We start from the raw sequence: 25,664 nt of genomic DNA on the forward strand, positions 1-25,664 counted from the left end.
CAAGTACCCCCAACGGGATTCGAACCCGTGCCGCCGCCGTGAAAGGGCGGTGTCCTAGGCCGCTAGACGATGGGGGCCTAAGTCGTCCTTCAAGCCTCCGCGTTGTTTCCAGCGCTTCGGTCCGAAGTGGACTCCAAAAACTATAGGGGCATTTTCCGCAGAACGCAAAACGAGGATCCGTGTGCCTGCCCGGAGCCGAACGACGACAGACGCTGGGCTACCTAAAATCCGCGAAAATCCAACATTTTTCGCACTGGTCATTAGTCTTGAACCATGCAAGAAAACCCGCTGGCCGGCATCCCCTCCTTTGGCCGATTCACCATGGACGAGGACGAATTTGATGCCGCAGTGCAAGATGCCATCGCCAAAATCCCTGCGGACATCAGTGCCGAGATGGACAACGTGGCCATCTTCACTGCGGAAATCTATGTTCCCCGTCCCGACGAAGATCCCGACACAGTGCTGCTGGGATTATATGAAGGCACCCCGTTGACCGAACGAGACTCCTGGTGGGGAACCGGCTCACTGCCCGACCGGATCACCATCTTCCGCCGACCCATTCTGGGGATCTGCCACAGCCGTGAAGAAGTCATCGAGGAAGTCACCGTGACGGTTGTCCACGAAATCGCCCACCACTTTGGCATCAGTGACGAAAGGCTGCACGAGCTGGGCTGGGGATAAATGACACCACTGTGGTTGAAGTTGCTGATGTTACGAATGTTGCCAAAGGCTTCTCCCGGCCGTAGGGTCGGATCAGCTGTGTAAATTCCCCTGTGCCGCCAAATCCGCCCTCACGGTCCGGACCGTGCACCTTTACCTACCGACCTGCAGTAAGGCAACTGGATGACTATGCGCTTTTTGGTTCGCGGCACCACCGCACTGGCTTGTGCCGCCGTGGCCTCCACCGCATTTCTGGCCCCGGCTAACGCCGCGCCGCCCCACATCTCCACCGGCATGGGCGCCCTGGGTGCCACGTTGGGCACGACGGCGTTGCAACCGTTCACGCTGCGGCCGTTCAGTCCCGCGATTCCCAGCGAAGGCGACATCGCCAAGGCCAAGGAGTCGGAGGCCGCCGCCGCCGCCGCCTCGACCCAGCTGGATGCGATCATCAGCTCCGCCAATGACAGGCTCCAGGCATCGAGCCTTGTGGCCATGGGGGCCAACAACGCCTACACAAGTGCCCTTGTCACGCTTGAACAGCGGAAGGGCGAAGCGGACACTGCCGAGGCCAAGGCCAAGGCTGCCGCCAGCGCCCAGCAGAAGGCCAAGGCACAGCTGGGGCAGCTGGCCGGCAACCTGTACAAGAACGGCGGACTTGGCCTGGACGTCCAGACGTTCCTGACAAGCTCCGACGCGGACGACGCCATGTACCAGGCCTCAACGCTCATGACTCTGGGCACCAGCCGCGCCCATACATTCGACACAGCCGAGGCCACCGCAGCAACCTCGGTCGCGCTACAGGCTCAGGCCAAGGAAGCCAGCAAGGCAGCCAGCGACGCCACGGCTGCGGCGGAATCATCCCGCGCCCAGGCACAGGTCGCCGCCGACGCCCAGGCTGCCATCGTTGCCGAAAACCAGGCCCAGCGAGACATCCTGCTGCAGCGGCTGGCCACCTTGCACAACACCACAGTGGCGCTTGAAGGTGCCCGCGTGGACGAGTTGGCACGCAAGGCGCAGGAACAGGTGCTGCGTCAGCAAATTGAAGAGTCACAGAATGCCCCGGCGCCTGTTCGGCCCCCTACGGCAGGTCAAAAGCCGCTGGCCGGGCCCGCAGTGCCCCCGGCTGTGCCGAAGCCGCCCGTCACGCAGGCGCCCCAGCCGCCGGCACCCCAGGTCCCAAGGCCCCCCGTCACGCAGGCGCCCCAGCCGCCGGCACCACAGGCCCCCAAGCCGCCCGCTCCTCCGGTGGGCAGTCCGCCAGTGGCCCCGCCTGTGGTCCAGCCCCCGGCGCCTTCGGGCTCATACACCCAGGTCATGGTGAACTACGCGATGTCCAAGATTGGCGGCCCGTACCAATGGGGCGGCAACGGACCAACCGCGTTCGACTGTTCCGGGCTGGTCCAGCAGGCGTTTGCCGCGGCAGGAAAATCCGTCCCGCGCGAGGGCACCGACCAGTTCTGGGCGGCGCCGCAGCGGGTGCCCCTGTCACAAATGCGGTACGGTGACCTGCTGGTGTTTGACGACGACGGCTCGGGCCGCTTTGGCCACATCGCCATTTACGTCGGCAACAACCAGGTGGTGCAGGCCCTGTATTACGGCTACCCGATCCAGGTCACGCCGCTGGCCAACATGCCCACCATGAAGCTCTACCCCTACGCGGCCAGGTACTGACAGCCGCCGTTCCCCGGCCCATGTTTTTACCGCTTTTTTAGTACAGCTGGACTAGTTTCTATTTAATTCGAACATGCCAAAAATGCCATCGATATGCGCCTCATTCGGGCTATGCCTGCAGTAGCGGACCAAACGCCGAGCGGTCTCCCTGGCGGGGGTCTTCCCTGTCCCGGACCACCATGATGGGGCCCTTGGCGTGGTGGCGCACCCCGTCCGTGGTGGAACCGAGCATCATGCCGGCAAAACCGCCGCGGCCGCGCGTTCCCATGACCACCAGCTCGGCAGTCTCCGAGGCCTTGACCAACACCTCAACCGCAGACCCCTCAATGAGCTGGACCTCGATGGGCAGTTTCGGGAAGTGGCTGCGAACCCACTTCTCACCTGCGTCCAGTTGGAGCTGGATCTCAGCAAACAAGGCTTCCCTGTCCACAGGTGCCGGCATCCAGGAGAGGGAACCGGTGTAGGGCTGCACGGCGCAAATAATTCGCAGGGTGCTCCCTGACCGCTGGGCCTGTTCGGCGGCAACGAGCACGGCGTAGCGCGCCTGGTCCGAGCCGTCCACGCCCACAATGACAACCTTTTCTATCTTCGCAATGGCCTCTTCGGAACCGGGGCCTTCCCCGAGGCGCTTTGCGCAGCTCAGCGGCACGGTGACGGTGGCGCACTTGGCGTGCGCAGGCAGGGCGGAGCTGACGCTGCCAAGGAGGCGGCCGATGAACCCGCCGCGGCCGCGTGAGCCGAAGACCAGCAGCTCCGCCGTTTCGCTTAGTTCCAACAGCACCCCGGCGGCGTCGCCGTTTTCAACTCTGGCATCCATCTGGATGTCCAGGTGGGCCACCTTGGCGGCCGATTCCCGAAGGACGGCCTCGGCACCCTGGCGGATGACGTCGTCGTCCACAGTGGCATACCCGCCGTCGAGCCCGGAAGCGGCAAAGATGGGGACTGTGTAGGCGGTGACAAGATGCAGCGGAAGATTGCGGGTCTTGGCTTCACGGGCGGCCCAGATCAAGGCGCAGTTGCTTTGTTCGGACCCGTCGATGCCCACAACAATTCCTGTGGGACTGGGTGCCTGCCCGGGAGTTGCACCCTGCGTTGATTCCTGTGGGCTGCTCATGCTGCGCCTCCTGGTTCAGATGTGCCGGAGGGTGCGGAAACGCCGTGGCGCCTCCCCATCGCGGCCTGTACTTGTGACTATTGCGGGTTCGGCTTGGCGCGTCAAGTTGCTCCGCGAAAAGGCCCCGGAGCTTCGTAATGAAGTGCGGAAAAGACGCGGACTCCGGCTGCTCTAAACAGCGCCCCTCATGTGAAAGAGTGGGAATGAAGATCACCCATGGAAGTTAATACTGATGTCGGAGATGCCCGGGATGAGGAATTTGTCGGGGACGCTGGAACTACAGGAGACCGCCCTCGCACGCGGCCGCAGCGGCGGGCAGGCCCCGCCACACATCTGGGCCCAGGCGGATGCTGCCTATGCGGGCCTGTCCGCCCCGATGGCGGTTTTGGACGTGCAGGCACTGTCCTTTAATGCCGGTTCACTGTTGCGCCGCGCCGCGGGAAAGCCCATCCGCGTCGCCAGCAAGTCGATCCGTAGCAAGGAGGTGTTACGTGCGGTGCTGGCCCAGCCGGGCTTTGCAGGCATCCTGGGGTTCACCCTGCCAGAGTCGTTGTGGCTGGCGGCCGACCCTTCCGATGCGTTCACCGACATCCTCGTCGCCTACCCCACAGCCGATGGGCACGCCCTGCGCGCCTTGGCCGCCGATCCCGCCGCGTGCGCACGCATCACCTTGATGGTCGATTCCACCGAACAACTTCAATGGATGGCGGCGACACTGGCCGGCCTCAGCCCGGCAGCCCCCATCCGCCTCTGTCTTGACCTGGACGCGTCGTGGCGCCCCGCAGTGGGGGGCAAAGCTGTTGGACACATCGGCGTCTACCGCTCGCCCATCCGCACAGGTGCCGATGCCATTGCCGTGGCCCTGGCCATCAACACGTACAAGAACGGCGCCTCCCCCCTCTTCGCACTCGTGGGAATCATGGCCTATGAGGCCCAAATTGCCGGACTGCAGGACACCCCGCACACCGGAAACAAGGTGGCAGACCTGGCAAAGGGCGCCGTGCTCCGGCAGATCCAGCGTTCCTCCATGGCCGAAATCCTGCACCGCAGGGCCAATGTGGTGGCGGCGGTGCGCAACGTGGCCGAGCTGGAATTCGTCAACGGCGGCGGCACCGGGAGCCTGGAACTGACAACCAAGGACGCCTCCGTGACGGAGCTGGCGGCCGGTTCAGGCTTGTTCGGCCCCACACTCTTCGACGGCTATTCCCGCTTCACTCCGGCCCACGCCGTCGGATTTGCCGTGCCTGTGGTCAGGCGGCCGGAACCCAACGTCGTGACGGTGCTGGGCGGCGGCTGGATCGCGTCGGGCCCCTCCGGCGCAGACCGCTCCCCCGTGCCGGTGTACCCGGCCGGGCTGTCAATGATCGGCACAGAGGGTGCCGGCGAGGTGCAGACACCCTTGCGCGGCAGGGCGGCGGCGTCCCTGCGCATCGGCGCGAAGGTCTGGTTCAGACACGCCAAGTCCGGAGAGGTCTGTGAGCACGTTGATGCCCTGGAAATGCTCGACGGCGGACAACCGGTGGGCACGGCGCCCACCTATCGGGGCGAGGGGAAGGCGTTCGTATGAGTCAGTGGCGCAATTGGGCAGGGGACCAGCGGTGCACGCCGAGCCGGGTGGCCCGGCCCAGCACGGTCGCCGAGGTGTCGTCGCTTGTCAGTGCGGCGGCGGCGTCAGGAGGCACCGTCAAGGCTGTGGGGGCCGGCCACAGCTTCACGGACATCGCCCTGACCCGGGGCGTGCAGCTGCAGCTCGATGGCATCAGCGGGCTGCTCAGCGTGGACAGGGCGGCCAAGCTTGCCACGGTGGCAGGCGGCACGCGACTGCATGAGATCCCGGCCCTGCTGGCACCGTACGGGCTGGCCATGGAAAACCTGGGCGACATTGACAGGCAGTCCATCTCAGGGGCCATCTCCACCGGAACTCACGGCACCGGGCTGGCGTTTGGCGGCATCGCCACCCAGGTCAGGGCACTGACCCTTGTGAGCGGCACGGGCGAGATCCTGCATTGCTCCGCAACGGACAATTCCGAGGTCTTCTCCGTCGCCCGGGTGGGCTTGGGCGCCCTCGGCATCATCACCTCAGTCACCTTGCAATGCGTTGACGCCTTCATGCTGCACGCGGTGGAGCGCCCCGAGCCGCTGGCAGCCGTCATGGAGTCATATGGGGAACGCAATGCCCTGCACGACCACTTTGAGTTCTACTGGTTCCCGCACACCGATATGGCGCTGACGAAAACCAACACGCGCCATGCCCCCGGCGGGCTGCCCGCGGGTGTGTCCCCACTGTCGACATGGGCGCACTTTGTGGATGACGTCCTTGTCTCCAACACCTTGTTTTCCGCGCTGTGCAATGTCACGGGCAAGCTGCCATCGGCGATTCCGAAGGCCAATCGGATGGCGTCCGGCCTGACAGGCAACAGGGAGTTCGGCGACGCCTCCCACAAGGTTTTTGCCACCCAACGGACTGTGCGCTTCAGGGAGATGGAATACGCGCTTCCGCTGGAGAACATTCCGGCAGTCCTCGGAGAGCTCGACGCCATGATCAAGCGCCGCAGGCTGCAGATTTCATTCCCCGTGGAGGTACGCAGTGCCGCCGCCGACACCGTTGCCCTGTCCACGGCAAACAACCGCGAAACCGGCTACATTGCCATCCACCAGCACATAAAAACGGCACCGTTGGAGTACTTCAAGGCGGCCGAGGAAATCTTCCGTTCCCATGCCGGGCGGCCCCACTGGGGGAAGTGGCATTTTCTCCAATCGAAAGACTTCGCGCAGCTCTACCCAGACCTCGAATTGTTCTGTAAGGTTCGAGATGATCTCGATCCCAGGCGCGTGTTCAACAACGCCTATTTGGCTCGCGTTCTGCCCTAATTCGCACCACGGCACACCCGTGCTCCCGGATCTGCCGCCACACAGTTCTCCTACCGTTCGAGGAGGCATTTGCCATGACTGCTGCACCTTTGGCTGCCAGTTTAACCGCCCGGCTCCGTGCTACACCGGATCCCCCGGCGCCTGCGGAACAGACCACCACCGTCGTGATTGGTTCAGGGTTCTCCGCCCTGGCAGTTGCCGCAGAGCTAAACCGGCAGGGCATCAAGGCCATTGTCGTCGATGGCTCCTGCCCCGTGAAGCAGTCCGTCCCGCTCCAACCTGCCACAGGCAGCATCAGCCTGGCCGCGCTCAATGAGCGAAGTGAAATAGTGCGGCTGCTCGAGCATTACGCCCGGCGCCACGAGCTGGACATCCGGCCGGAAACCCGGGCCCTGGAACTGACCCAGGCACCCCACAGCACAGCGGCCCAGCGCCAGTGGCTGGTGCACACGGCCGGCGGTATCCTCAACGCGCACAGCGTTGTATTCACCCGCGGCGCATTGAGCCAGTTGTGCAAGGTCCTGCACAGCGTGGGCGTCACCACGGCCGGCGATGTACGCGCCGGCATGCATTCGCTCGGCCTGTACCTTGTAGGGGTGGGCGACCTGGCGGTCCCCACCACCCAGGAAATCCTGCATCAGGCGCGACGCGCTGGCCAGTCGATCTCAGCCCGGGCCGCCACCCGTGAATGCGGTGGGGCGGCGCTGGCCTAGCGCCGCGCCGGCCTAGTTCTCGTCTGAGAGACGACGCCGGGCCACAACCACCAGCGCGACCACCAGGCCCAGCAGCACAACAACCAGGCCAATGACGCTCCACGGCACTGCGCTATCGTTATGGGCTGCAGGCGGGGCCGGCGGCTCCTGTGCCTGGACCGAAACGATAGGGCCTGCGCCGACGACAGGGGCGGCCGTGGCTGTTGCCGCCGCTGTTGCCGTGAAGGCGAACTCACCCTCGATGGGGTGCGAATCCGAGGATACGAGGCGCCACTTGACTGTGTACTTGCCTGCCGGTGCGCCCGGCTTCAGTGCCTGCGTCGCCACATCGTCCAACACCTCCACGCCGCCAACGGACCAGTTGGTGCCCGCCGCATCAAGGACCAGGACCTGCGAGCCGATCACGGCAGGGATGTTGCTCAGGGTGATTTCCACTTTCCCTGGCACCGTGGCCAGTGTTGAGCCGTCGGCGGGGGACGTTCCCGTAACGGCGTCGTGCGCCAACGCCGCGGCCGCGGACCCGGATAAAAGCACCAGCGCGGCCAAAAGAGCTGCAAAAAAACGTCGTACGAGCATTTGCGGTGTCATGTTCGTCTCACTGGGCCGTCGGGCAACAGGGTTCTTCACAGCGTCATTTCCTTTGAAAGTTGAAGCGATGGCACCTCACGGTATCCCACGATCATGGGAGTTTCCTCAAGACGGTGGCATCTGGGCGGGTCATTCGCCCAAGCCGCCGGCCGCCGTCGTACTCGTGAGAAGAGCGGAAATCGGCCCGGACCTGCTCTGCCGCAGTGGCGCGCCACCGGCTAGTATTTCTTCGATTGACTTATCTTAATTTCACTTCGCCTGGAAGGCACCCTATGGCAACGACGACGGCTTCGCGCCTGTCCGCGGTCGATAAATATTTCAAGATCACCGAGCGCGGCTCAAACTACTCACGGGAAATCCGGGGCGGTTTCGCCACGTTCTTCGCCATGAGCTACATCGTAGTGCTTAACCCGTTGATCCTGGGCGGCGCCGACTCCTCGGGCGAAGTGCTGGGTCTGGAGCGCGTTGCCGCAGTCACCGCCTTTGTGGCCGGAATCCTGACCATCATCATGGGCGCCTGGGCGAAGCACCCGTTCGCCATGGCAACCGGCCTCGGCGTCAACGCGTTTGTGGCCGTGACCGTGGCAACCAACCCGGGCCTGACATGGCCAGATGTGATGGGCCTGGTGGTCCTTTCCGGCATCACCATGTTCATCCTGGTCCTCACAGGTTTCCGAACCGCCGTGTTCAAGGCCGTGCCGGAAGGCCTCAAGACGGCCATCGTGGTGGGCATCGGCATGTTCATTGCGCTCATTGGCCTGGTCAACGCCGGCTTTGTGCGCCGCATCCCCGACGTTGCCGGCACCACCGTTCCGGTTGGGCTCGGCTTTGACGGCAAGCTCATGGGCTGGCCCACGCTGGTGTTCGTTGTGGGCCTGGTTTTGACCATCGGCCTGGTGGTCCGCAAGGTCAAGGGCGCCATCCTGATCGGCATCGTCGTCTCCACCGTCCTGGCGAACATCCTGGAAATGACCCTGCACATTGGCCCCTCCTTCGACGGTGTCAAGAGCAACCCCCAGGGCTGGTCGCTGGTGTCCCCGCAGCTTTCCGAATGGTCGTTGCCTGACCTGTCCCTCATCGGCCACGTCAGCATCTTTGGCGCGTTCGGCAAGCTGGGCGCCGTTGCCGCCATCTTGCTGGCATTTGTGATCCTGCTGAGCATCTTCTTCGACGCCATGGGCACCATGGTGGGCCTTGCCGCCGAGGCTGGTTCGCTGCGCAAGGACGGCACCATCCCTGATGTGGACAGGGTCCTGCTGGTCGACGCCTTCGGTGCGATCGCCGGTGGCGGAGCCTCCTCCTCCTCGAACCAGATCTACGTGGAATCCGGCGCCGGCATTGGCGAGGGCGCCCGCACGGGCCTGGCCTCCATTGTCACAGGCGTGCTCCTCCTGCTGGCCATGTTCGTCACCCCGCTGATCAAGCTGGTCCCCTTCGAGGCTGTGGCCCCCGCCCTGGTTGTTGTTGGCTTCATGATGGTCTCCCAGGTGGGCAAGATCGACTGGTCCGACTGGGGCATAGGCATTCCCGCGTTCCTGACGTTCACCCTCATGCCGTTCACCTACTCCATCGCCAACGGCCTCGGTGCCGGCTTCATCGCCTTCGTGCTGATCCGCCTGTTCCAGGGCCGGGCGAAGGAGATCCACCCCTTGATGTGGGCTGTTGCCGCCGCCTTCCTGCTGTTCTTCGGCATAGGCACCGTGGAGGAACTGTTCGGGATCAAGTAGCCCCTCCCCCTTTTCGTCTATGACGCAGTAAGTGCATCGATTTACCCCGTTTTCACGGTTTTCGGTGCAGTTACTGCGTCATAGTCGGTTAATGGAGTCTGTGATGGGAGACGTCGATTTGCCGGGGCGCCTGGCATTACCCCGCAGCATGGGGTTCGCTGGGGGAATGGACTTTTCTTCGCTTGCCATTGACGTGCCCGCCACCGACTGGACCGGGAGGGACGACGGCGGATCCCCCGCCCATCGCCGCTGGTGGCAGGCGGTGTCGACCCCTGCCGCTCCCGCCCCTGAGGCGCTCGACGCGGCCATGCCGGGCCCGGCGGCCCTGCTCGGATTCCGCTCCGACGCTGGCGTGGCCCGCAACCTGGGCCGCACGGGGGCCGCCACCGGTCCTGCAGCCATCCGTGCCGCGCTTGGCTCCCTGGCGTTCCACGGCACGCGGGCAGTCACCGACGCCGGGGACATTGTGGTCTCCGGCGACGACCTCGAGGACGGCCAGGCCCGCTGCGGCACCGCACTGACGGCCATGCTCGACGCCGGGCACCTCACCTTTGTCCTGGGCGGGGGCCACGAGACCGCCTTTGCCAGCTACCTTGGCGTGGCAGCCACCTCTGCCGTGGCGAACGGCGCCCGGCTGGGCGTGCTGAACCTGGACGCCCACTTTGACCTGCGCGAGGCCCCATCGCCCAGCTCGGGCACGCCGTTCCTGCAGATGGCCCGTGCCGAAACCGCCGCCGGCCGCGAACTGAATTACGCCGTCGTCGGCATCAGTGAACCCAACAACACGCGCGCCCTCTTTGACACGGCGCACGACCTCGACGTGAAGTACCTGCTGGACGAGGACTGCTCGGCGGAGCGCACCGAGGGCTTTGTGGCCGCGTTCCTGGAGACCGTGGACATTGTGTACCTGACCATCGACCTTGACGTGCTGCCCGCGGCCGTGGCCCCCGGCGTCAGCGCCCCCGCGGCGTTCGGCGTGCCGCTGCCGGTCATCGCCGCGGTATGCCGGCAGGTCGCCGCGAGCGAGAAGCTGTTCCACTTCGACGTGGCGGAGCTAAACCCCGCATTCGACATCGACAACCGCACGGCCAAGGTGGCGGCCCGGCTCATCGACACCCTGCTGCGCTGACCAAACCGACCCGCGGAAAACGCCGAAAATTCGCGTTTTCGCCGATTTCTGCCTGTCAGTGGACGTCGGCGGTGACCTCGCCCTCCAGGTCGTGGCCGCCCTGGAACTGCATCATGTACAGCTCGTAGTACGCACCGCGGCGTTTGAGCAGTTCCGCGTGGCTGCCATGCTCCACAATGTCCCCGTCCTCCTTGACCAGGATGGTGTGGGCGTCGCGGATCGTGGAGAGCCGGTGCGCAATCACAAATGAGGTCCGGTCGGTGCGCAGCGCTGCCATCGCGTGTTGGACGAGCAGCTCGGTCCGGGTGTCCACGGAGGAGGTGGCCTCGTCCAGGATCAGCAGCGACGGCTGCGCGATGAAGGCCCTGGCAATCGTGAGAAGCTGCCGTTCACCGGTGGAGACCGTTCCGCCGTCGGCGTCGATCACCGTGTCATAACCGTCGGGTAGCTGCCTGACAAAACGATCAACCATGGTTGCCTCGGCGGCCGAGACAACCTCCTCATCCGTGGCATCGAGGCGTCCGTACCGGATGTTCTCTCGGATGGTGCCCTCAAACAGCCAGGCGTCCTGCAGCACCATGCCCACTTGGGCGCGCACCTGTTCGCGGGAAAGCTTGCGGATGTCAACGCCGTCGAGCATGATCCGCCCGCCGGTGAGCTCGTAGAAGCGCATGACGAGGTTGACCAGCGTTGTCTTGCCTGCGCCTGTCGGCCCCACGATGGCCACCGTCTGGCCCGGCTGCACCGTGAAGGAGACATCGCGGATGAGCGCGGTGTCGGGCGAGTAGCTAAAGGACACGTTTTCAAACTCCACCTGGCCGTCGGTTTGCTCCGGCATGTCCGCGAAGTCCTGCTCGGCTTCCTGCTCCTCGGCATCGAGAATGTCAAAGGTCCGCTCGGCCGAGGCCACACCCGACTGGATCATGTTGGCAATGCCTGCCATCTCGCCAATGGGCTGGGAGAACTCGCGCGAATACTGGATGAACGCCGTCGCATCACCCAGGGTCATCTGGCCCGTGGCCACGCGCACGCCACCGACGACGGCGACAAGGACGTAGGAGAGGTAGGAGACAAACTGCATGGCAGGCATGATCATGCCGGAGACAAATTGTGCCCCGAAGGAGGCCTTGTAGAGGTGCTCGTTGCGCTCGTCGAATTCGGCGAGCATCTCCTCGTCGCGGCCGTAGGCGCGGACAAGTTCAAGCCCTGAGAACGTCTCCTCGATGTGCCCGTTCAGGGAGCCGGTGTGCTTCCACTGGGCGGCAAACAGCTATTGCGACCGTGATCCGATGACCCCTGCAATGATGGCCGACAGCGGGAGCGCTACCAAGGCAATCAGGGCAAGCTGCCAGGACACGATGAACATCATCACGCCAATGCCAATGACTGTCAGTGCCGACTGGACAAGCTGCGAGAAGGCCTGCTGGAGCGCGGCCTGGATGTTGTCGACGTCGTTGGTCACCCGCGACATCAGGTCACCGCGCTGGCGGGTGTCGAAATAGCCCAGAGGCAGCCTGTTGAGCTTGCGTTCAATGTCCTCGCGAAGCTTGAAGACCACCCGCATGACAAGCGCATTCAACAGGTATCCCTGCAGCCACATGAGCGTTGAGGCCACCATGTACAGGGCCAGCACGAAGAGGATCAGCCGGCTCAGTTCAACGAAGTCGACGCCGGCGCCGGGCACGATGTTTGCCTTCTCGAGCATGTCGGCGAACTGGTTGTTTCCGGAAGCCCGGTTCGCCGCAACGAGTGTTTGAAGCGGGACCCCTGCGGGAAGCGCCGATCCGATCACCCCGTTAAAGATGACGTCCATGGCCTGGCCGAGGATCTTCGGTGCGATGACCGGTGAGCACAACAGAGGCCGAAACCAGCCCGATGACCACCGAGAACATGGCCCGTTCCGGGCGCAACAAGCCCGTGAGCCGCTTGACCGACGGCCAGAAATGCTCGGCCTTCTTTGCCGGAGTCCCGCCAAACATGTCCCCGTCAGCTTTGGACGGCTCGTATTCGTCAACGAGTTCCTCGCCCTGATCCACGGGCGTTTCAGGGGCTTCTTTTTTGCTCTTGCGTGCCATCAGGAAGCCCCTTCAATGCTCAGCTGCGATGCGACAATTTCGCGGTACGTGTCGTTGTCATCGAGCAGTTGTTCATGTGTTCCGGCGCCCACGATTTCCCCGTTGTCCAGCACAATGATGTGGTCCGCCTCCCTGATGGTCGAGATCCTTTGGGCCACGATGATCACTGTTGCACCCGTGGTTGCCTCGCTCAGGGATGCACACAGCCGCTGATCGGTGGTGACATCCAGCGCGGAAAAGGAATCGTCGAACAGGAAGATCCGCGGCTGGGCTGCCAGCGCACGTGCGATGCACAGCCGTTGCCGCTGGCCGCCCGACACGTTTGTTCCGCCCTGGGCAATCGGGGCGCCAAGCTGCTTGGGTTTGCCCTCCACAAAATCCTTGGCTTGGGCCACGCGCAGCGCCTCCCACAGCTCGTCGTCGTCTGCGTCGGGGCGGCCAAACTTTAGGTTCGATGCCACGGTTCCGGAGAACAGGTACGGCTTTTGCGGCACCAACCCCACCAAATCGGCCATCTGCCGGCGGCTGAGCTCGCTGACGTCAACCCCGCCAATACGCACGGTTCCGCCCTGCGGGTCAAAGAGCAGCGGAATCAGGTTCAGCAGCGTTGACTTGCCCGAGCCCGTCGAGCCAACAATCGCCGTCGTCTGTCCCTCGCGGGCAGTGAAAGTGACATTGTTCAGCACGGGACGCTCGGCCCCCGGATACCCAAAGGACACCGCTGAAAATTCGACGGCGTGGCCCACCGGCGGCGCCGTGCCTTGCGGAACGGCGAGACTCGGCACGGCGGAGAGCACGTCGTCGAGGCGCTCGGCCGATATGGCGGCGCGCGGAATCATCATGACCATGAAGACGCCCATCATGACGGCGACAAGGATTTGCAGCAGGTATTGCAAGAAGGCTGTCAGTGAACCGATCTGCATCTGGCCCGATGAGATGCGGTGGCCGCCGAACCACAGCACGGCGGCGGTGGCCAGGTGCAGGATCATCATGATCAGCGGGAACATCAGCACAAACAAGTTGCCTACGCGGACCGATACGCGGGTCAGGTTCAGGTTCGCGTCCCTGTAGCGTTCTGCCTCAAACTTCTCACGCACAAACGCCCGGATGACGCGGATGCCGACGATTTGTTCGCGCACCACGGCGTTGACGGTGTCGATCCGCTCCTGCATTTCCCGGAACAGCGGAAGCAGCTTCACCACGAGGAAGCCGACAACCGCGAACAGCAACGGCACAGATACCCACACCAGCCAGGACAGGCCCACGTCTTCGCGTACGGCCATGAAGATCCCGCCAATGCACATGATGGGAGTTGAAACCATGAAGTTCAGGGCCATCAGCACCAGCATCTGGACCTGCTGGACGTCGTTGGTGTTGCGCGTGATCAGGGTGGCCGTGCCGAAACGGCTCACATCAAGGGCGCCCAAGGCATTGACGCGGTAGTAGACCTCGCGGCGGAGGTCCCGGCCTATGGCCATGGCCGTGCGGGCACCGAAGTAGATGCCGCCGATGGCTGCCGCCACCTGCACGAAGCAGACAACGATCATGGTCATGCCGGTGGACCAGATGAAGTCGGTGTCACCGACGGAAATGCCCTTGTCAATGATTTGCGCATTAAGGGTGGGGAGATAGAGTGCGGCAATTGTGGAGATCAATTGCAGGATCAGCACAGCGGTGATCCATGGCCAGTAGGGTTTTGCATGGCGCAGTGTCAGGCCGAGGAGTTTCACGGGACGTCCGAACCGAATGTACGTTTGACAGCTAAAGGCGTATCGAACATTAAACACCCATCGGCCCGCACGTGGCAACGTTTAATGCCCTGTGCACGCAATTCGAACGTACAGTTGAGGGCAATGTTTCTGCCCAACATCAGCAACAACTGTACGTTCGAATCGCGCGGATCCTAGTTCAGGGGTCCGGTGGCCTTTTCCGCTGCCGCGCGGATGGCACCGGAGCCGACCAGGCGGTCGGCCTCTTCCAATTCCGGGGACAGGAAACGGTCTGCACCGGGACCGGGCACCGTCGCACGGAGTACCTCAAGCACAGCCGCGCCAGCAGGACCGGGGACAAGTACGCCGTCGGACATGGACGAACGCATGTCGATGGCGCGGGTGGCCGTGACGAGTTCGATGGCGAGGACGCGGCGCAGGTTTTCCACTGAACGGCGAAGTTTGCGGGCGGCGTGCCAGCCCATCGATACGTGGTCCTCCTGCATGGCGGAGCTCGGGATGGAGTCAACGGAGGCGGGGACGGCCAGGCGCTTGGAGTCCGATACGAGCCCGGCCTGCGTGTACTGGGCGATCATGAGGCCCGAATCGACACCGGGGTCCCCGGCCAAAAACGCGGGCAGACCGTGCGAGCGGGCGGGGTCAAGCATCCTGTCGGTGCGGCGCTCGGCAATCGAGGCGACGTCGGCGGCCACAATGGCAAGGAAGTCCAGCACGTAGGCCACGGGAGCGCCGTGGAAGTTGCCATTGGAGGACACCCGTCCATCAGGGAGGACCACGGGGTTGTCGATCGAGGCGGCGAGCTCGCGGGTGGCGACCATGAGCGCGTGGTCAACGGTGTCGCGGGCGGCACCTGCCACCTGCGGGGCGCAGCGCAGCGAGTACGCGTCCTGCACGCGGGAATCCCCCACGCGGTGCGAGGCGACGATGGGCGAATTGGCGAGCACGCGCAGCATGTTGTCCGCACTCAGGGCCTGGCCCGGGTGCGGACGCAGCTCCATGTGCAGCTCGGGCAGGAACACCTGGTCTGTGCCCAGCAGGCCCTCGACGCTGAGCGCGGCGGTGATGTCCGCCGTCGTGAGGAGCAGGCGGAGGTCCGCGATGGCCATCAGCAGCATGCCAAGCATGCCGTCGGTGCCGTTGACGAGGGCCAGCCCCTCCTTCTCGGCCAGCTCAACCGGGGTGATGCCAGCCTCGGCGAGCAGTTCGGGAACGGGGCGGATGACGCCGTCGGGCCCGGCCGCCTCCCCCTCGCCCATGAGGACAAGGGCGCAATGCGAGAGCGGGGCAAGGTCACCGGAGCAGCCGAGCGAGCCGAATTCGCGCACCACGGGCGTGATTCCGGCGTTCAGGACCTCGACCATTGTCTGGACGACGACGGGGCGCACGCCCGTTCGCCCGCTGGCCAGGGTTTTGGCGCGCAGGAACATCAGCGCGCGCACCACCTCGCGTTCCACGGCCGGCCCCATGCCTGCGGAGTGGCTGCGAATCAGCGATTTTTGCAGCTGTGTGCGCATCTCCATGGGGATGTGGCGGTTGGCCAGCGCGCCGAAGCCCGTGGAGATGCCGTAGGCGGGGGTTTCGGAGTGGGCCAGCTCGTCAATGTGCGCCCGGACGCGTTCGACGCCGGCCAGCGCCTCCGCACTGATGCTCACCTTGGCGTCGTGGCGGGCGACGGCGATGACGTCCTCGGGCGTGACGCCGGAGGAATTCAGCGTGATGGTTTCGGTGGCGGCAGTCATGGCGGATCCTTTTGTTGTGGCGGTCTTGGTCCCCACTATTCCGCTTTACGGCAAGGAAATCAGCACCATTGCGCGCTCACTGTCCGGAATACCAGACGCACGCGCCGGCGCCGGCGACGGCCCATGACGTCGAAACGGACATCCGCTGTTGATATATCGGCAGCGGATGTCCGTTTCGACGTCATGGCGCCCGTCCGTGCCCTCGCGGACCGCGAGTCTATCCCTCGAGGCGGCCGTAAATCCGGTTGGACAGCTCCCCTGCGACCTTGATGACCCTCGCCGCCAGCGCCGGCCACTTCTCCTCCGGCGTCTTCTCCTCCAGGAACGTGACAGCCACTGCCGCCACGGGCCAGCCAAGATGGTCGGTTACAGCCGCCGCAACGGAGCCAAAACCGTCGGTGACCTCGCCGTGCTCGGTGGAATAGCCGCGGATCCGCACCTGGTCCAGATGGGCTGACAACGTTGAATACTTGCTGATCGGTTCGGGCACCTCGGTCAGGGAGCTGAAGGCAGCCGCGTTCGGATACAGGGCCCGCACCTGGGACTTGGGCAGGGCCGCCAGAATGGCGCGGCCGCTGGCTGTCAGGTGGCTCGGGAGCCGCACCCCGACGTCGGTCACCAGGGACGGCCGGTTCTTGGCCCGTTCCTCCACGATGTAGAGGACGTCGCGCCCGTGGAGCACTGCCAGGTGCGCGCTTTCGCCCAGCTTGTCCACGAGGTTTGCCAGCAGGGGCCGGCCCAGCCGGGACAGCGGCTCCTGGCGGGAGTACGCGCTGCTGAGTTCAAACGCGGCAACACCGAGCCCATAGCGCTGCTCCTCGTGCAGGTGCATGACAAAGCCGCTTTGCTCCATGACACCGAGCAGGTGGTAGACGCTGGAGCGGGGCAGCTCCAGGGTGGTGGCAATCGTTGAGGCCGCCAGCGGTCCGCGCTTGGAGGACAGCAGCTTCAGGATGCGCAGGGTGTTTTCCGCGGCCGGAACTTTCGACGGCGGGCGGCCCGTCGTCCGCTTCCGTTCGGGCGTTGCCCCGGAGGGATTCCGTTCAGGATTATTCATGGCCCCCCAGACTAGTTCGGATGTCGCTATCACAGTTGCCACACTATAGAATATTGCAGTCTGAAATCCCAGATTATCGAGGTATGAACCCACTTTTTCGGCCAAACCAGGGCCGTCAGGTGGCGTCCGCCAGCCTGTTTGCGCCGACTGTGGCGCAGCCCACCCGGCACGCAGTGTTAGAAAGCTCACGCATGAACTCCAAGGGATCCGTCCTGACCCGTGGCCTGAACGCCCGCCACATCCGCTTCATGGCGCTTGGCTCCGCCATCGGCACCGGCTTGTTCTACGGCTCCTCAAGTGCCATCCAAAAGGCCGGACCTGCGGTCCTGCTGGCCTACATCATTGCCGGCGCGGCAGTGTTCATGGTGATGCGCGCCCTGGGTGAATTGGCTGTCCGACACCCCGTATCGGGATCGTTCGGCCAATACGCGAGCCGCTATCTTGGCCCCCTGGCCGGATTCATAACCGGCTGGACCTATGTCTTTGAGATGGCCATCGTTGCCATCGCCGACGTCACGGCCTTCAGCATTTACATGGGCTTCTGGTTCCACGATGTCCCGCGCTGGATATGGGTGCTGGCCATCATCTTCTTCCTTGCAGCCATCAACCTGCTCAGCGTGAAGGTCTTTGGAGAGCTGGAATTCTGGTTCTCCCTCATCAAGGTCTCGGCCATCGTGGCCATGATCGCCGGCGGCATTGCCATCATCGTGTTCGGGTTCCAGATTGAAGGCGCCCCCACGGCCGTCGGCCTGGGCAACCTCGTCGACCACGGCGGATTCCTGCCCAACGGCTGGGTTGGCCTGCTGGCGGCCTTTGCCGTGGTGATGTTTGCCTTCGGCGGCATCGAAACAATCGGCGTGACGGCGGGCGAGGCCGCGGACCCTGCCAAGTCCATTCCGGCAGCCGTCAACACGGTTCCCGTGCGCATCCTGCTGTTCTATGTGCTGACAATCGGCGTGCTCATGACGTTGATCCCCTGGAACGACATCACCGGAGAAACCAGTCCGTTCGTGCAAATTTTCGACTCCCTTGGCATCCCCCTGGCCGCCCACATCCTCAACGCCGCCGTCATTACGGCGGCGCTCTCGGCCATCAACAGCGACATTTTCGGCGCCGGACGCGTCCTTTTCGGCCTGGCCCAACAGGGCCACGCCCCGTCGGTCTTCAGCAGGATTTCCCGTTCCGGCGTGCCGTGGATGACGGTTGTCCTCATGACCGGCGTTTTGCTTGTGGGAGTGGTCCTGAACGCGACAATTCCCGAAGACGTCTTCCTGGTCATCGCCTCGATCGCCACGTTCGCCACCGTCTGGGTATGGATCATGATCCTGGCCTCGCACGTTGCCATGAAACGTGAAATTGCCCGCAGGGACCTTGCCCCGTCAAACTTCCCAGTCCCCTTCTGGCCGCTCGCATCGATCCTGACCGGCCTGTTCATGGTCGGCGTGATCGTGCTGCTTGGCTTCTACCCCGACACCCGCGTGGCCCTCTATGTTGGAGGTGTCTGGCTGCTGTTGCTGGCCGTCGCCTTTAAGTTCTGGGTGCGCGGCAGCGGACGCGAACGGGCCGTTCTTGTTGATGAGACCACGGTAAAGACGCAGACGACGGCGGCACTGGCCACCTGCTGACCCCGCACCGCCGGGGGACACGGAAATCGAAGCAATGACTGCTTTTCTGGCGCCAACACGGGCTGCACCGCCCAGTAGTTCAGGAAAATCAAGTGCCCGGCCCGCCGATTTGTCCTGCGCCTGCACGCCATGGATATTTGACTGTGACCTGCCGGTAATCGGCTGACCGGAAGGCTTCACTGTGCACGATCAATATTTTCAACTGGCAGCCATGGCGCTGTATATGGCGGGCATGCTCGGCATCGGCTGGTGGGCCTACCGGCAGACCACCGACCTTGGCGAGTACATGTTGGCCGGGCGCGATCTGAAACCGGGCGTTGCGGCCCTGAGCGCAGGGGCTTCGGACATGTCGGGCTGGCTGCTGATGGGTCTGCCGGGGGCACTGTACCTTGGTGGCGTCTTTCAGGCGTGGATCGCGATCGGGCTGACTGTTGGCGCATGGCTCAACTGGAAATTCGTGGCACCCCGCCTTCGGTCCTACACCGAGGTTTCCAATGACTCCATCACCGTGCCGAGCTTCCTGGAGAACCGGCTCAAGGACAGGTCGCACATCCTGCGGATCACCTCGGGCGTCATCATCCTGGTGTTCTTCACGTTCTACGTTTCGTCCGGGCTCGTGGCCGGGGGCGTTTTCTTTGAAAGCTCCTTCAACTCCAGCTACATGATGGGCATCCTTGTGGTGGGCGGGGTGACCATCGCCTACACACTTTTTGGCGGCTTCCTCGGTGCCAGCTACACGGACGTGGCCCAGGGCCTGCTCGTGTTTGCGGCGCTGATCCTGGTCCCTGTCGTGGGCCTGTTCCACACCGGTGGTGTCGGTGCAACCATCGACTCCATCACCCAGGTCAACCCCGACATGTTCAGCCTCGTGGCGGGGGGCACGGTGCTCGGCGCCATATCGGCCGCAGCCTGGGGACTGGGCTACTTTGGCCAGCCCCACATCATTGTCAGGTTCATGGCCCTGCGCTCCCCCGCCGACGCCAAGGCGGGACGCCGGATCGGCATCGGCTGGATGTTCATGACGGTCCTTGGCACCACGGCAACGGCCATGGTGGGCATCGCCTACTTCCAGCAGCACCCGGAATTGACACTGTCAGATCCCGAGGCCGTCTTCCTTGAGCTGGCAAACATCTTCTTCCACCCCTTCATTGCAGGCGTTGTGCTCGCCGCCGTCTTGGCCGCCATCATGAGCACCATCTCCTCTCAGCTACTGGTGTGCTCCTCGGCACTGGTGGAGGATCTGTACAAGATTGTGGCCAAGACGGCCGCGCCGGCGAAAACCCAGATGATGCTGGGCCGCCTTGGGGTGCTCGTTGTGGCGGTGGTTGCCGTCATGCTGGCCTCGGCGCGCAACGACTCGATCCTGGGACTTGTCGCCTTTGCCTGGGCAGGCTTCGGTGCCGCGTTCGGCCCGATCATCATCCTGTCGCTGTACTGGCGCAAACTGACGACGGCGGGCGCCCTGGCCGGCATGCTGGCAGGCGCCGTGACCGTGGTCCTGTGGGGCAAATCCCCGCTGGCCGCCACGATGTACGAGATCGTTCCTGGCTTCTTCTTGAACCTGGTCGTCGCCGTGGTCCTGAGCCTGCTGACTTACAAGCATCGCGCCGGCATTGACGAGGAGTTCACCGAGTCACTGGCCCAGCTGGAGCCCGCCCCCGCCCGTTGAGGCGTCATGATCTCCAACCTCAACGAGTAGCGAGGCGCTATTCTGCTTCGTCGGTGAGCACCACTGCGCTGCGCCCGAACTGGCGGACCTTGGCGTCGTCCCACAGTTGGGCCGGCATGGCCCCGCCCAGCAACACCCGCGCCAAACCGGAAGCGTCGCCAAGTGGCGCGTCGCTTCCGGCGATGATGACGTTGCCCGAGCGGCGGCCCTTGAGCATGGGCGGATCGGCAATGATCACCGTGTGCTCGAACGCGGCCGCAATGGTGGCGGCCTCACGCCGCGCAACCGCCAGTGCCGGGGAGTCGCCACAGTTGAGAACATATACACCACCGGGCATAAGAACCCTGCGGGCAGCCGCTGTGAACTCGGCCGTTGTCAATGCGTGCGGGGTCTTGGACCCGGCAAAGACGTCGCGGATGATCAACTCGCGGCTGGCCTCGGTGAGGGATTCGGTGACTTCCCGGGCCTCGCCGACGCGGATCTTCAAAAGGGGCGCACGGGGCAGGTCGAACCAGTCGCGGACGTAGCTGGCCAGTTTTCCGTCGATCTCCACCACCACGTTGCGGGAGTTCGGGTATGCCGCCACAAGGTAGCGCGGCATCGAGCAGGCGGCGCCGCCAAGGCTCAGTGTGCGCAGCTTCTCCCCGGCAGGCCACCTGTCCTGCACCAGGGCCATGATCCAGCGCATGTACTCGAAGTCCAGGCGCAACGGGTCCGACAGGTCAACGTGGGAGCTTTGCACCCCGTTGAGCATGAGCAGCCAGCCGTTGGGGTTGTCGCCGTCGGGAATCAGCTCCGCCGTTCCCGTGTCGGTCGCAAACGATCCCGCCTGGGGACCCTTGGCCGCCGGCTCCGGTTCCACCACGGCATTCTTGGGAGCTCGTTGGCGGCCCATCAGCGGCCACCAAGGGGTCGGCTGGCGGGGGGCTCCATAGAAATAGTCACCCTGCCAGCGTAGTCGAGGGCCCAACCAGCCCACCGCCGCGGTCGTATGCGAGGGCTTCCCTTCTTATGGCAAAGAAATCTGCAGGCAGGGGGCGGTCTTCGCAGTCGGGCACTACCGTACGACGGCGATCGCGAACCCGTCCCAGCCCTTGGAACCGGCCGTTTGGATGGCGGTCGCGTCCAGGGATTCGCTGGCGCCCATGAATTCAAGCGCGTCCCTGATGGCGCCGGCGTCGGGATCCCCGCCCGGATCAAGGATGGTACCTTCCCAGATCACGTTGTCCAGGACAATCACGCTGCCGGGCCGGGTCAGCTTTATCGCCCACTTCAGGTACTCGAGGTTGTTGCCCTTGTCGGCGTCGATGAAGACAAGGTCGTAGGGTTCCCCGCCGGCCAGGGCTGGAAGGGTTTCAAGCGCGGCGCCGACCCTGATCTCGACCATGGCGCCGAAGCCTGCCGCGTCGATGTTCTTGCGCGCCACGTCCGCGTGCAGGGGCAGGAATTCGCAGGTGGTGACGTGCCCGTCGCCGGGCAGTCCGCGGGCAAGCCATATGGTGCTGTAGCCGGCCAGCGTGCCAATCTCAAGCACCCGCCGCGCGCCCTGGATCCGGGCCAGCAGCATCAGCAGCTTGCCGGCAGTTGGCGCGACCTCAATCCTGGGCATGCCGGCGGCGTCGATGCTCTCGACCACGGCGTCCATGCCAGCACCGCCATGCACCAGCGTTGCGGACAAATAGTCCTCAACCTGCACCCACCCGTCCATGCTCCGATGCTCAACCATGTTTCAAGCGTAGGTCGCTTTCGCCAGCCGCAGAAGGGCTTTTCAACGCTCGACGCCGGTCACTCGCCTTGGGCGTCGATGGCAACTTCGAGCCTGGCAACCTTGCCGGCCAGTTCCCCTGCGTGACCGGGCCGGATGTCGGCCTTGAGTACCAGGGACACACGTGAGCCGTAGCGGGCCACTGCCTCGGTTGCGCGCTTGACCACGTCCATGACCTCATCCCATTCACCTTCAATTTCGGTGAACATTGAGCTTGTGTTGTTGGGCAGGCCTGATTCGCGGACCACCTTCACTGCCGCGGCCACGGCGGTGTGGACGGAGGCGTCATCACCCGTACCGGCCGGCGCGTCGGTTGGGGTACCGCTGGGTGCCACTGAAAATGCGACGATCATGGGTTTCTCCTCTTGAACTGTTAGGTGTTGCTTCCCCTTACCATTATGGGCAATCCTCCCCATCGAAAGTCGCCACCGCTATGAATCGGGTCGCAGTCATGCTTGTCTTTCTTTGGGGTCTTGCCTTGGCTGGCGCCTTTAAGCGGGCCCCCGGCGGCCAGAACCCGAACGGCTCAGGACCAACCCAGCAGCCTTAACCCTGCGGCGGCGGCCGCGCCGGCCAAGACCACGACGAGGAACGGCGCCTTGAGCCAGAGCGCAATTGCGGCTGCCACTAGGGCGCCGATCCTTGCATCCAGCACCACTGAGGTTCCGCTGGCGGCCGCGTTGACAATGGTCAGCGATGCCAGCAGCCCAATCGTCAGGGTTCCCGCCACGCGCGACATCCTCGGATTGGCCAGGACCTTGGCGGGAACCAGATATCCCAGCAGTTTCGTCAGGTACGCCAAAACCACCGAAACCATCAGCCAAAACCACAGGCTCATGCGCGCTCCCCCTCGGTGCCAGTGTGCCTGTACGGCTCGATGTCAGGCTCCAACCCGTCCTCGACGTGCCCCGGAGCATGGTCGGGGGTGCCATCCCGTCGGAACCAGCCGATCAGCCCGGCCACCAGCGCAGCCACCAAGATGGGCACTCCCGGTGGCACAAACGGCACGGCGAGCAGGGTCACGACGGCGCACACCACTGCAATCGCCGCTGGTTGGAATGCCCTGATGCGCGGCCACAGCAGTCCGAGGAACGCCGCAACGGCCGCACCGTCCAGGCCCCATTGCTTGGGGTCCCCCATGGCGTCACCAATCACGGCGCCCACGGCGGTCATAATGTTCCAGAGGATGAAAACGCCAAGGCCCGCCACCCAGAAGCCGCGCTTTTGCTCGTCGGGATCCGCCTGCCCCGTGGCAGTTGCCGTCGATTCATCGATCGTGACATGCGCGGCGGCAAAGCGGCGCCACCCCTTGGGACGCATCAGGGCATTGAGCTGCATGCCGTAAACGCCGTTGCGGATGCCCAACAGCGCCGCCGCGCTCATGGCGGCAACTCCCGTGCCGCCGGCCGCCACCACGCCAATGAATGCAAATTGCGAACCGCCACTGAACAGCAGGAGGCTGAGCGCCATCGTCTGCCAAAAGGTCAGCCCAGACGCCACCGACAGTGCGCCAAAGGACACGCCGTACAAACCTGTGGCGATCGCGATGGAGGCACCAATCCTGGCGGCGGGCGAATCCTTAAGTCTCATCGACCCATGTTTTCATGCGTCCGAGAGGCAATCCCGGTCCGTCCGCATGGCAAGAACACGGCGGGAGTGAATTTCATCCCTTCTGGATGACGATGGGCATCGTATTGGTGTCCATCGGATCGCTGGACAGGCAGAGGTTTTCGGTTCCGTGCAGCGCGTCGGCGGCACGGACCAGAGCCAGGTGGGAGAACGCCTGTGGGAAGTTCCCTGCCATCCGCCCCTGGTCCATGTCGTACTCCTCGCTGAGCAGCCCCACGTCGTTGGCAAGTCCCACCAGGGTGTCCATCAGGGCGACAGCTTCGGTCCGGCGCCCCGAATGCGCATACTGCTCAACGAGCCAGAACGAGCAGGCAAGGAACGGGTGCTCGCCCGGCGCCAGACCGTCCAACCCGCTCGCGGTCTGATAGCGCATGATGAGGCCGTGTCCATCCACCAGCTCCGCTTCCATCGCGGCCACGGTGCCCAGCATTTCGGGGGAACTGTACGCCACAAAGCCCACCTGCGGGATGACAAGCAGGGACGCATCGGTGGCCGTGCCCCCGTAGGTTTGGGTGAAGGAGTTCAGTTCCTTGTTGAAGCCGTGCTCCATGATTTCCTCACGCAGCTGATCCCTGAGGCTCTCCCACCGCTCGATCGGCCCCGAGAGGCCGTGGTCGCGTACGGCCCGCACACCGCAGTCGAAGGCCGCCCACATCATGACGCGCGAATGCGTGAAGTGCAGCAGGTCTCCGCGCATTTCCCAGATTCCGTGATCCTTGGCCGCCAGGTGCTTCTCGACGAAGCCCAGCATGGCCTGCTGCAGCGGCCAGGAGAAGTGGTCTTCATGGCCGCCTGCGAGCCGCAGCTTTTCAAGCGCCACAAGGACCTCACCCACGACGTCGGCCTGGTACTGTCCCACTGCCCCGTTACCGATGCGCACCGGCAGCGCCCCTTCGTAGCCGGGCAGGTGGCCAATTTCACCCTCAGCCAGGTTCCGCTCGCCTGATAGCCCGTACATGATCTGCAGGTCCTCCGGGTCCCCTGCTACGGCGCGCAACAGCCAGTCCCGCCATTTCAGGGCCTCGTCCGCATAGCCGTGGGTGAGCATGGCCTCAAGTGTCAGAGCGGCATCGCGCAGCCAGCAATACCTGTAGTCCCAATTCCTTCCACCACCAAAATCCTCCGGAAGCGAGGTGGTGGGCGCGGCCACGATGCCGCCGGTGTCCTCGTGCGTCAGGGCCCGCAGGACCAGCAGCGAGCGCTCCACAATGGACGCATACTTGCCGTCCTGGTTGTAGCGTGCGGCCCAAGCTTCCCAGTACGCACAGGTTTTTTCCAGCGCCACCTGGGTGTCGATGGCCGAGGGAACCGGCCTGTGCGAGGGGTACCAGATCAGTTCCTGCTCCACACGCTGCCCGGCCGTGACGGTGAAGTGGCCCTTGTGTTGGCGGTGGACGGCGTGGGGCAGCTCGTCGCCGCGCAACACCACGGCGTCGGGCCCGGCAACGCCGACGATTGCCACCGTGCCATCTTCTTCTTCAACGCGCCGCACCCAGGGAAGCACCTTGCCATAGCCGGGACGAACACTGATTTCCTGCCGGAACTCCACGCTGCCGCGCAGCCCGTCGACCCTGCGCACGATGGACGCCCTGCGGTCGCCCAACGGCATGAAGTCGGTGATCCGGGCGGAGCCTTCGGGTGTTTCCCACAGGGTTTCCAAAACAAACGTCCGGCCCATGTACGCGCGTCGGACAATGCCCGCCTCGGGGTGGGTTGGCGCCATCAACCACCTCCCGTGGTCGGAGGTTCCCAGCAGTGCCGTGAACACTGCTGGTGAATCAAAACGCGGAAAACACAGCCAGTCGATGCTCCCGTCACGGCCGAGCAGGGCGCCCGTGTGGAGGTCCGAAAGCAGTGCATAGTCTTCGATTCGCGATGCCATGGTTCCATGCAACCACATGG

General features: G+C 64.2%; 20 protein-coding genes, 1 tRNA gene and 1 pseudogene. 9 read left to right on the forward strand and 13 right to left on the reverse strand.

Annotated features, from left to right (window positions below; all coding sequences use genetic code 11):
* Window positions 1-4: 4 nt before the first annotated feature.
* Window positions 5-77, reverse strand: a tRNA-Glu gene (locus AAGW05_RS04335).
* 196 nt (window positions 78-273) lie between these two features.
* On the opposite strand from AAGW05_RS04335, the gene AAGW05_RS04340 reads away from it, so the two are divergent.
* Complete coding sequence (locus AAGW05_RS04340; protein ID WP_411803250.1) at window positions 274-681, forward strand: metallopeptidase family protein; 408 nt, start codon at window positions 274-276, stop codon at window positions 679-681.
* Between the two features lie 162 nt (window positions 682-843).
* Window positions 844-2,331, forward strand: a complete 1,488-nt coding sequence (locus AAGW05_RS04345) for a C40 family peptidase (protein ID WP_411803251.1) — start codon at window positions 844-846, stop codon at window positions 2,329-2,331.
* Window positions 2,332-2,440: 109 nt separating this feature from the next.
* Here AAGW05_RS04345 and AAGW05_RS04350 read toward each other — a convergent pair whose 3' ends face one another.
* Window positions 2,441-3,445, reverse strand: a complete 1,005-nt coding sequence (locus tag AAGW05_RS04350; protein ID WP_411803252.1) for a universal stress protein — start codon at window positions 3,443-3,445, stop codon at window positions 2,441-2,443.
* 250 nt (window positions 3,446-3,695) lie between these two features.
* On the opposite strand from AAGW05_RS04350, the gene AAGW05_RS04355 reads away from it, so the two are divergent.
* From AAGW05_RS04355 to AAGW05_RS04365, 3 genes are all read left to right on the forward strand, one after another.
* Window positions 3,696-5,012, forward strand: a complete 1,317-nt coding sequence (locus AAGW05_RS04355) for an amino acid deaminase/aldolase (RefSeq protein WP_411803253.1) — start codon at window positions 3,696-3,698, stop codon at window positions 5,010-5,012.
* Window positions 5,009-6,316, forward strand: a complete 1,308-nt coding sequence (locus tag AAGW05_RS04360) for a D-arabinono-1,4-lactone oxidase (protein WP_411803254.1) — start codon at window positions 5,009-5,011, stop codon at window positions 6,314-6,316. Before AAGW05_RS04355 ends, AAGW05_RS04360 begins: the two co-directional genes overlap by 4 nt.
* Before the next feature lie 74 nt (window positions 6,317-6,390).
* The gene (locus AAGW05_RS04365; protein ID WP_411803255.1) at window positions 6,391-7,029 is read left to right on the forward strand and encodes an FAD-binding protein; all 639 of its coding nucleotides are present in this window, start codon (window positions 6,391-6,393) and stop codon (window positions 7,027-7,029) included.
* Window positions 7,030-7,041: 12 nt separating this feature from the next.
* Here AAGW05_RS04365 and AAGW05_RS04370 read toward each other — a convergent pair whose 3' ends face one another.
* Window positions 7,042-7,656: a copper resistance protein CopC gene (locus AAGW05_RS04370; RefSeq protein WP_411803256.1), complete on the reverse strand. Its 615-nt coding sequence runs from the start codon at window positions 7,654-7,656 to the stop codon at window positions 7,042-7,044.
* Between the two features lie 233 nt (window positions 7,657-7,889).
* On the opposite strand from AAGW05_RS04370, the gene AAGW05_RS04375 reads away from it, so the two are divergent.
* Both AAGW05_RS04375 and hutG read left to right on the forward strand, forming a co-directional pair.
* The gene (locus AAGW05_RS04375) at window positions 7,890-9,344 is read left to right on the forward strand and encodes an NCS2 family permease (RefSeq protein WP_411803257.1); all 1,455 of its coding nucleotides are present in this window, start codon (window positions 7,890-7,892) and stop codon (window positions 9,342-9,344) included.
* A 166-nt stretch (window positions 9,345-9,510) separates the two neighbouring features.
* On the forward strand, window positions 9,511-10,473 hold the full coding sequence (gene hutG / locus AAGW05_RS04380) for a formimidoylglutamase (RefSeq protein ID WP_411803258.1): 963 nt from the start codon (window positions 9,511-9,513) through the stop codon (window positions 10,471-10,473).
* 55 nt (window positions 10,474-10,528) lie between these two features.
* Here the strand turns inward: hutG and AAGW05_RS04385 are convergent.
* The 4 genes and pseudogenes from AAGW05_RS04385 to AAGW05_RS04400 form a co-directional block, all read right to left on the reverse strand.
* Window positions 10,529-12,548: pseudogene (locus tag AAGW05_RS04385) on the reverse strand (ABC transporter ATP-binding protein).
* Window positions 12,548-14,278 carry an ABC transporter ATP-binding protein gene (locus AAGW05_RS04390; protein WP_411803259.1) on the reverse strand — a complete coding sequence of 577 codons (1,731 nt, stop codon included), beginning with the start codon at window positions 14,276-14,278 and terminating at the stop codon, window positions 12,548-12,550. Before AAGW05_RS04390 ends, AAGW05_RS04385 begins: the two are co-directional and overlap by 1 nt.
* Window positions 14,279-14,451: 173 nt before the next feature.
* Complete coding sequence (gene hutH, locus AAGW05_RS04395; protein WP_411803260.1) at window positions 14,452-16,017, reverse strand: histidine ammonia-lyase; 1,566 nt, start codon at window positions 16,015-16,017, stop codon at window positions 14,452-14,454.
* Between the two features lie 217 nt (window positions 16,018-16,234).
* Window positions 16,235-17,074 (reverse strand): IclR family transcriptional regulator, encoded by an 840-nt coding sequence (locus AAGW05_RS04400; protein ID WP_411803261.1) that lies wholly within the window; start codon window positions 17,072-17,074, stop codon window positions 16,235-16,237.
* A gap of 191 nt (window positions 17,075-17,265) precedes the next feature.
* On the opposite strand from AAGW05_RS04400, the gene AAGW05_RS04405 reads away from it, so the two are divergent.
* Window positions 17,266-18,699, forward strand: a complete 1,434-nt coding sequence (locus AAGW05_RS04405; protein ID WP_411803482.1) for an amino acid permease — start codon at window positions 17,266-17,268, stop codon at window positions 18,697-18,699.
* A gap of 181 nt (window positions 18,700-18,880) precedes the next feature.
* The gene (putP, locus tag AAGW05_RS04410) at window positions 18,881-20,368 is read left to right on the forward strand and encodes a sodium/proline symporter PutP (protein WP_411803262.1); all 1,488 of its coding nucleotides are present in this window, start codon (window positions 18,881-18,883) and stop codon (window positions 20,366-20,368) included.
* 37 nt (window positions 20,369-20,405) lie between these two features.
* Here putP and AAGW05_RS04415 read toward each other — a convergent pair whose 3' ends face one another.
* The 6 genes from AAGW05_RS04415 to AAGW05_RS04440 all read right to left on the reverse strand — a co-directional run bounded on the left by AAGW05_RS04415 (window position 20,406) and on the right by AAGW05_RS04440 (window position 25,662).
* Window positions 20,406-21,263, reverse strand: a complete 858-nt coding sequence (locus tag AAGW05_RS04415; protein WP_411803264.1) for a spermidine synthase — start codon at window positions 21,261-21,263, stop codon at window positions 20,406-20,408.
* 162 nt (window positions 21,264-21,425) lie between these two features.
* On the reverse strand, window positions 21,426-22,094 hold the full coding sequence (locus tag AAGW05_RS04420; RefSeq protein WP_411803265.1) for an O-methyltransferase: 669 nt from the start codon (window positions 22,092-22,094) through the stop codon (window positions 21,426-21,428).
* A gap of 59 nt (window positions 22,095-22,153) precedes the next feature.
* Window positions 22,154-22,486, reverse strand: coding sequence for an MTH1187 family thiamine-binding protein (locus AAGW05_RS04425; RefSeq protein WP_411803266.1), 333 nt, complete (start codon window positions 22,484-22,486; stop codon window positions 22,154-22,156).
* Window positions 22,487-22,659: 173 nt separating this feature from the next.
* Window positions 22,660-22,971, reverse strand: coding sequence for an AzlD domain-containing protein (locus tag AAGW05_RS04430; RefSeq protein WP_411803267.1), 312 nt, complete (start codon window positions 22,969-22,971; stop codon window positions 22,660-22,662).
* Window positions 22,968-23,723 (reverse strand): AzlC family ABC transporter permease, encoded by a 756-nt coding sequence (locus tag AAGW05_RS04435; protein WP_411803268.1) that lies wholly within the window; start codon window positions 23,721-23,723, stop codon window positions 22,968-22,970. Before AAGW05_RS04435 ends, AAGW05_RS04430 begins: the two co-directional genes overlap by 4 nt.
* A 73-nt stretch (window positions 23,724-23,796) precedes the next feature.
* Window positions 23,797-25,662, reverse strand: a complete 1,866-nt coding sequence (locus AAGW05_RS04440; protein WP_411803269.1) for a glycoside hydrolase family 15 protein — start codon at window positions 25,660-25,662, stop codon at window positions 23,797-23,799.
* Between the last annotated feature and the right edge of the window lie 2 nt (window positions 25,663-25,664).

Origin of the sequence: Arthrobacter sp. LAPM80 (assembly GCF_046736435.1) — a bacterium.
In the GTDB taxonomy this organism is placed as follows: Bacteria; Actinomycetota; Actinomycetes; order Actinomycetales; family Micrococcaceae; genus Specibacter.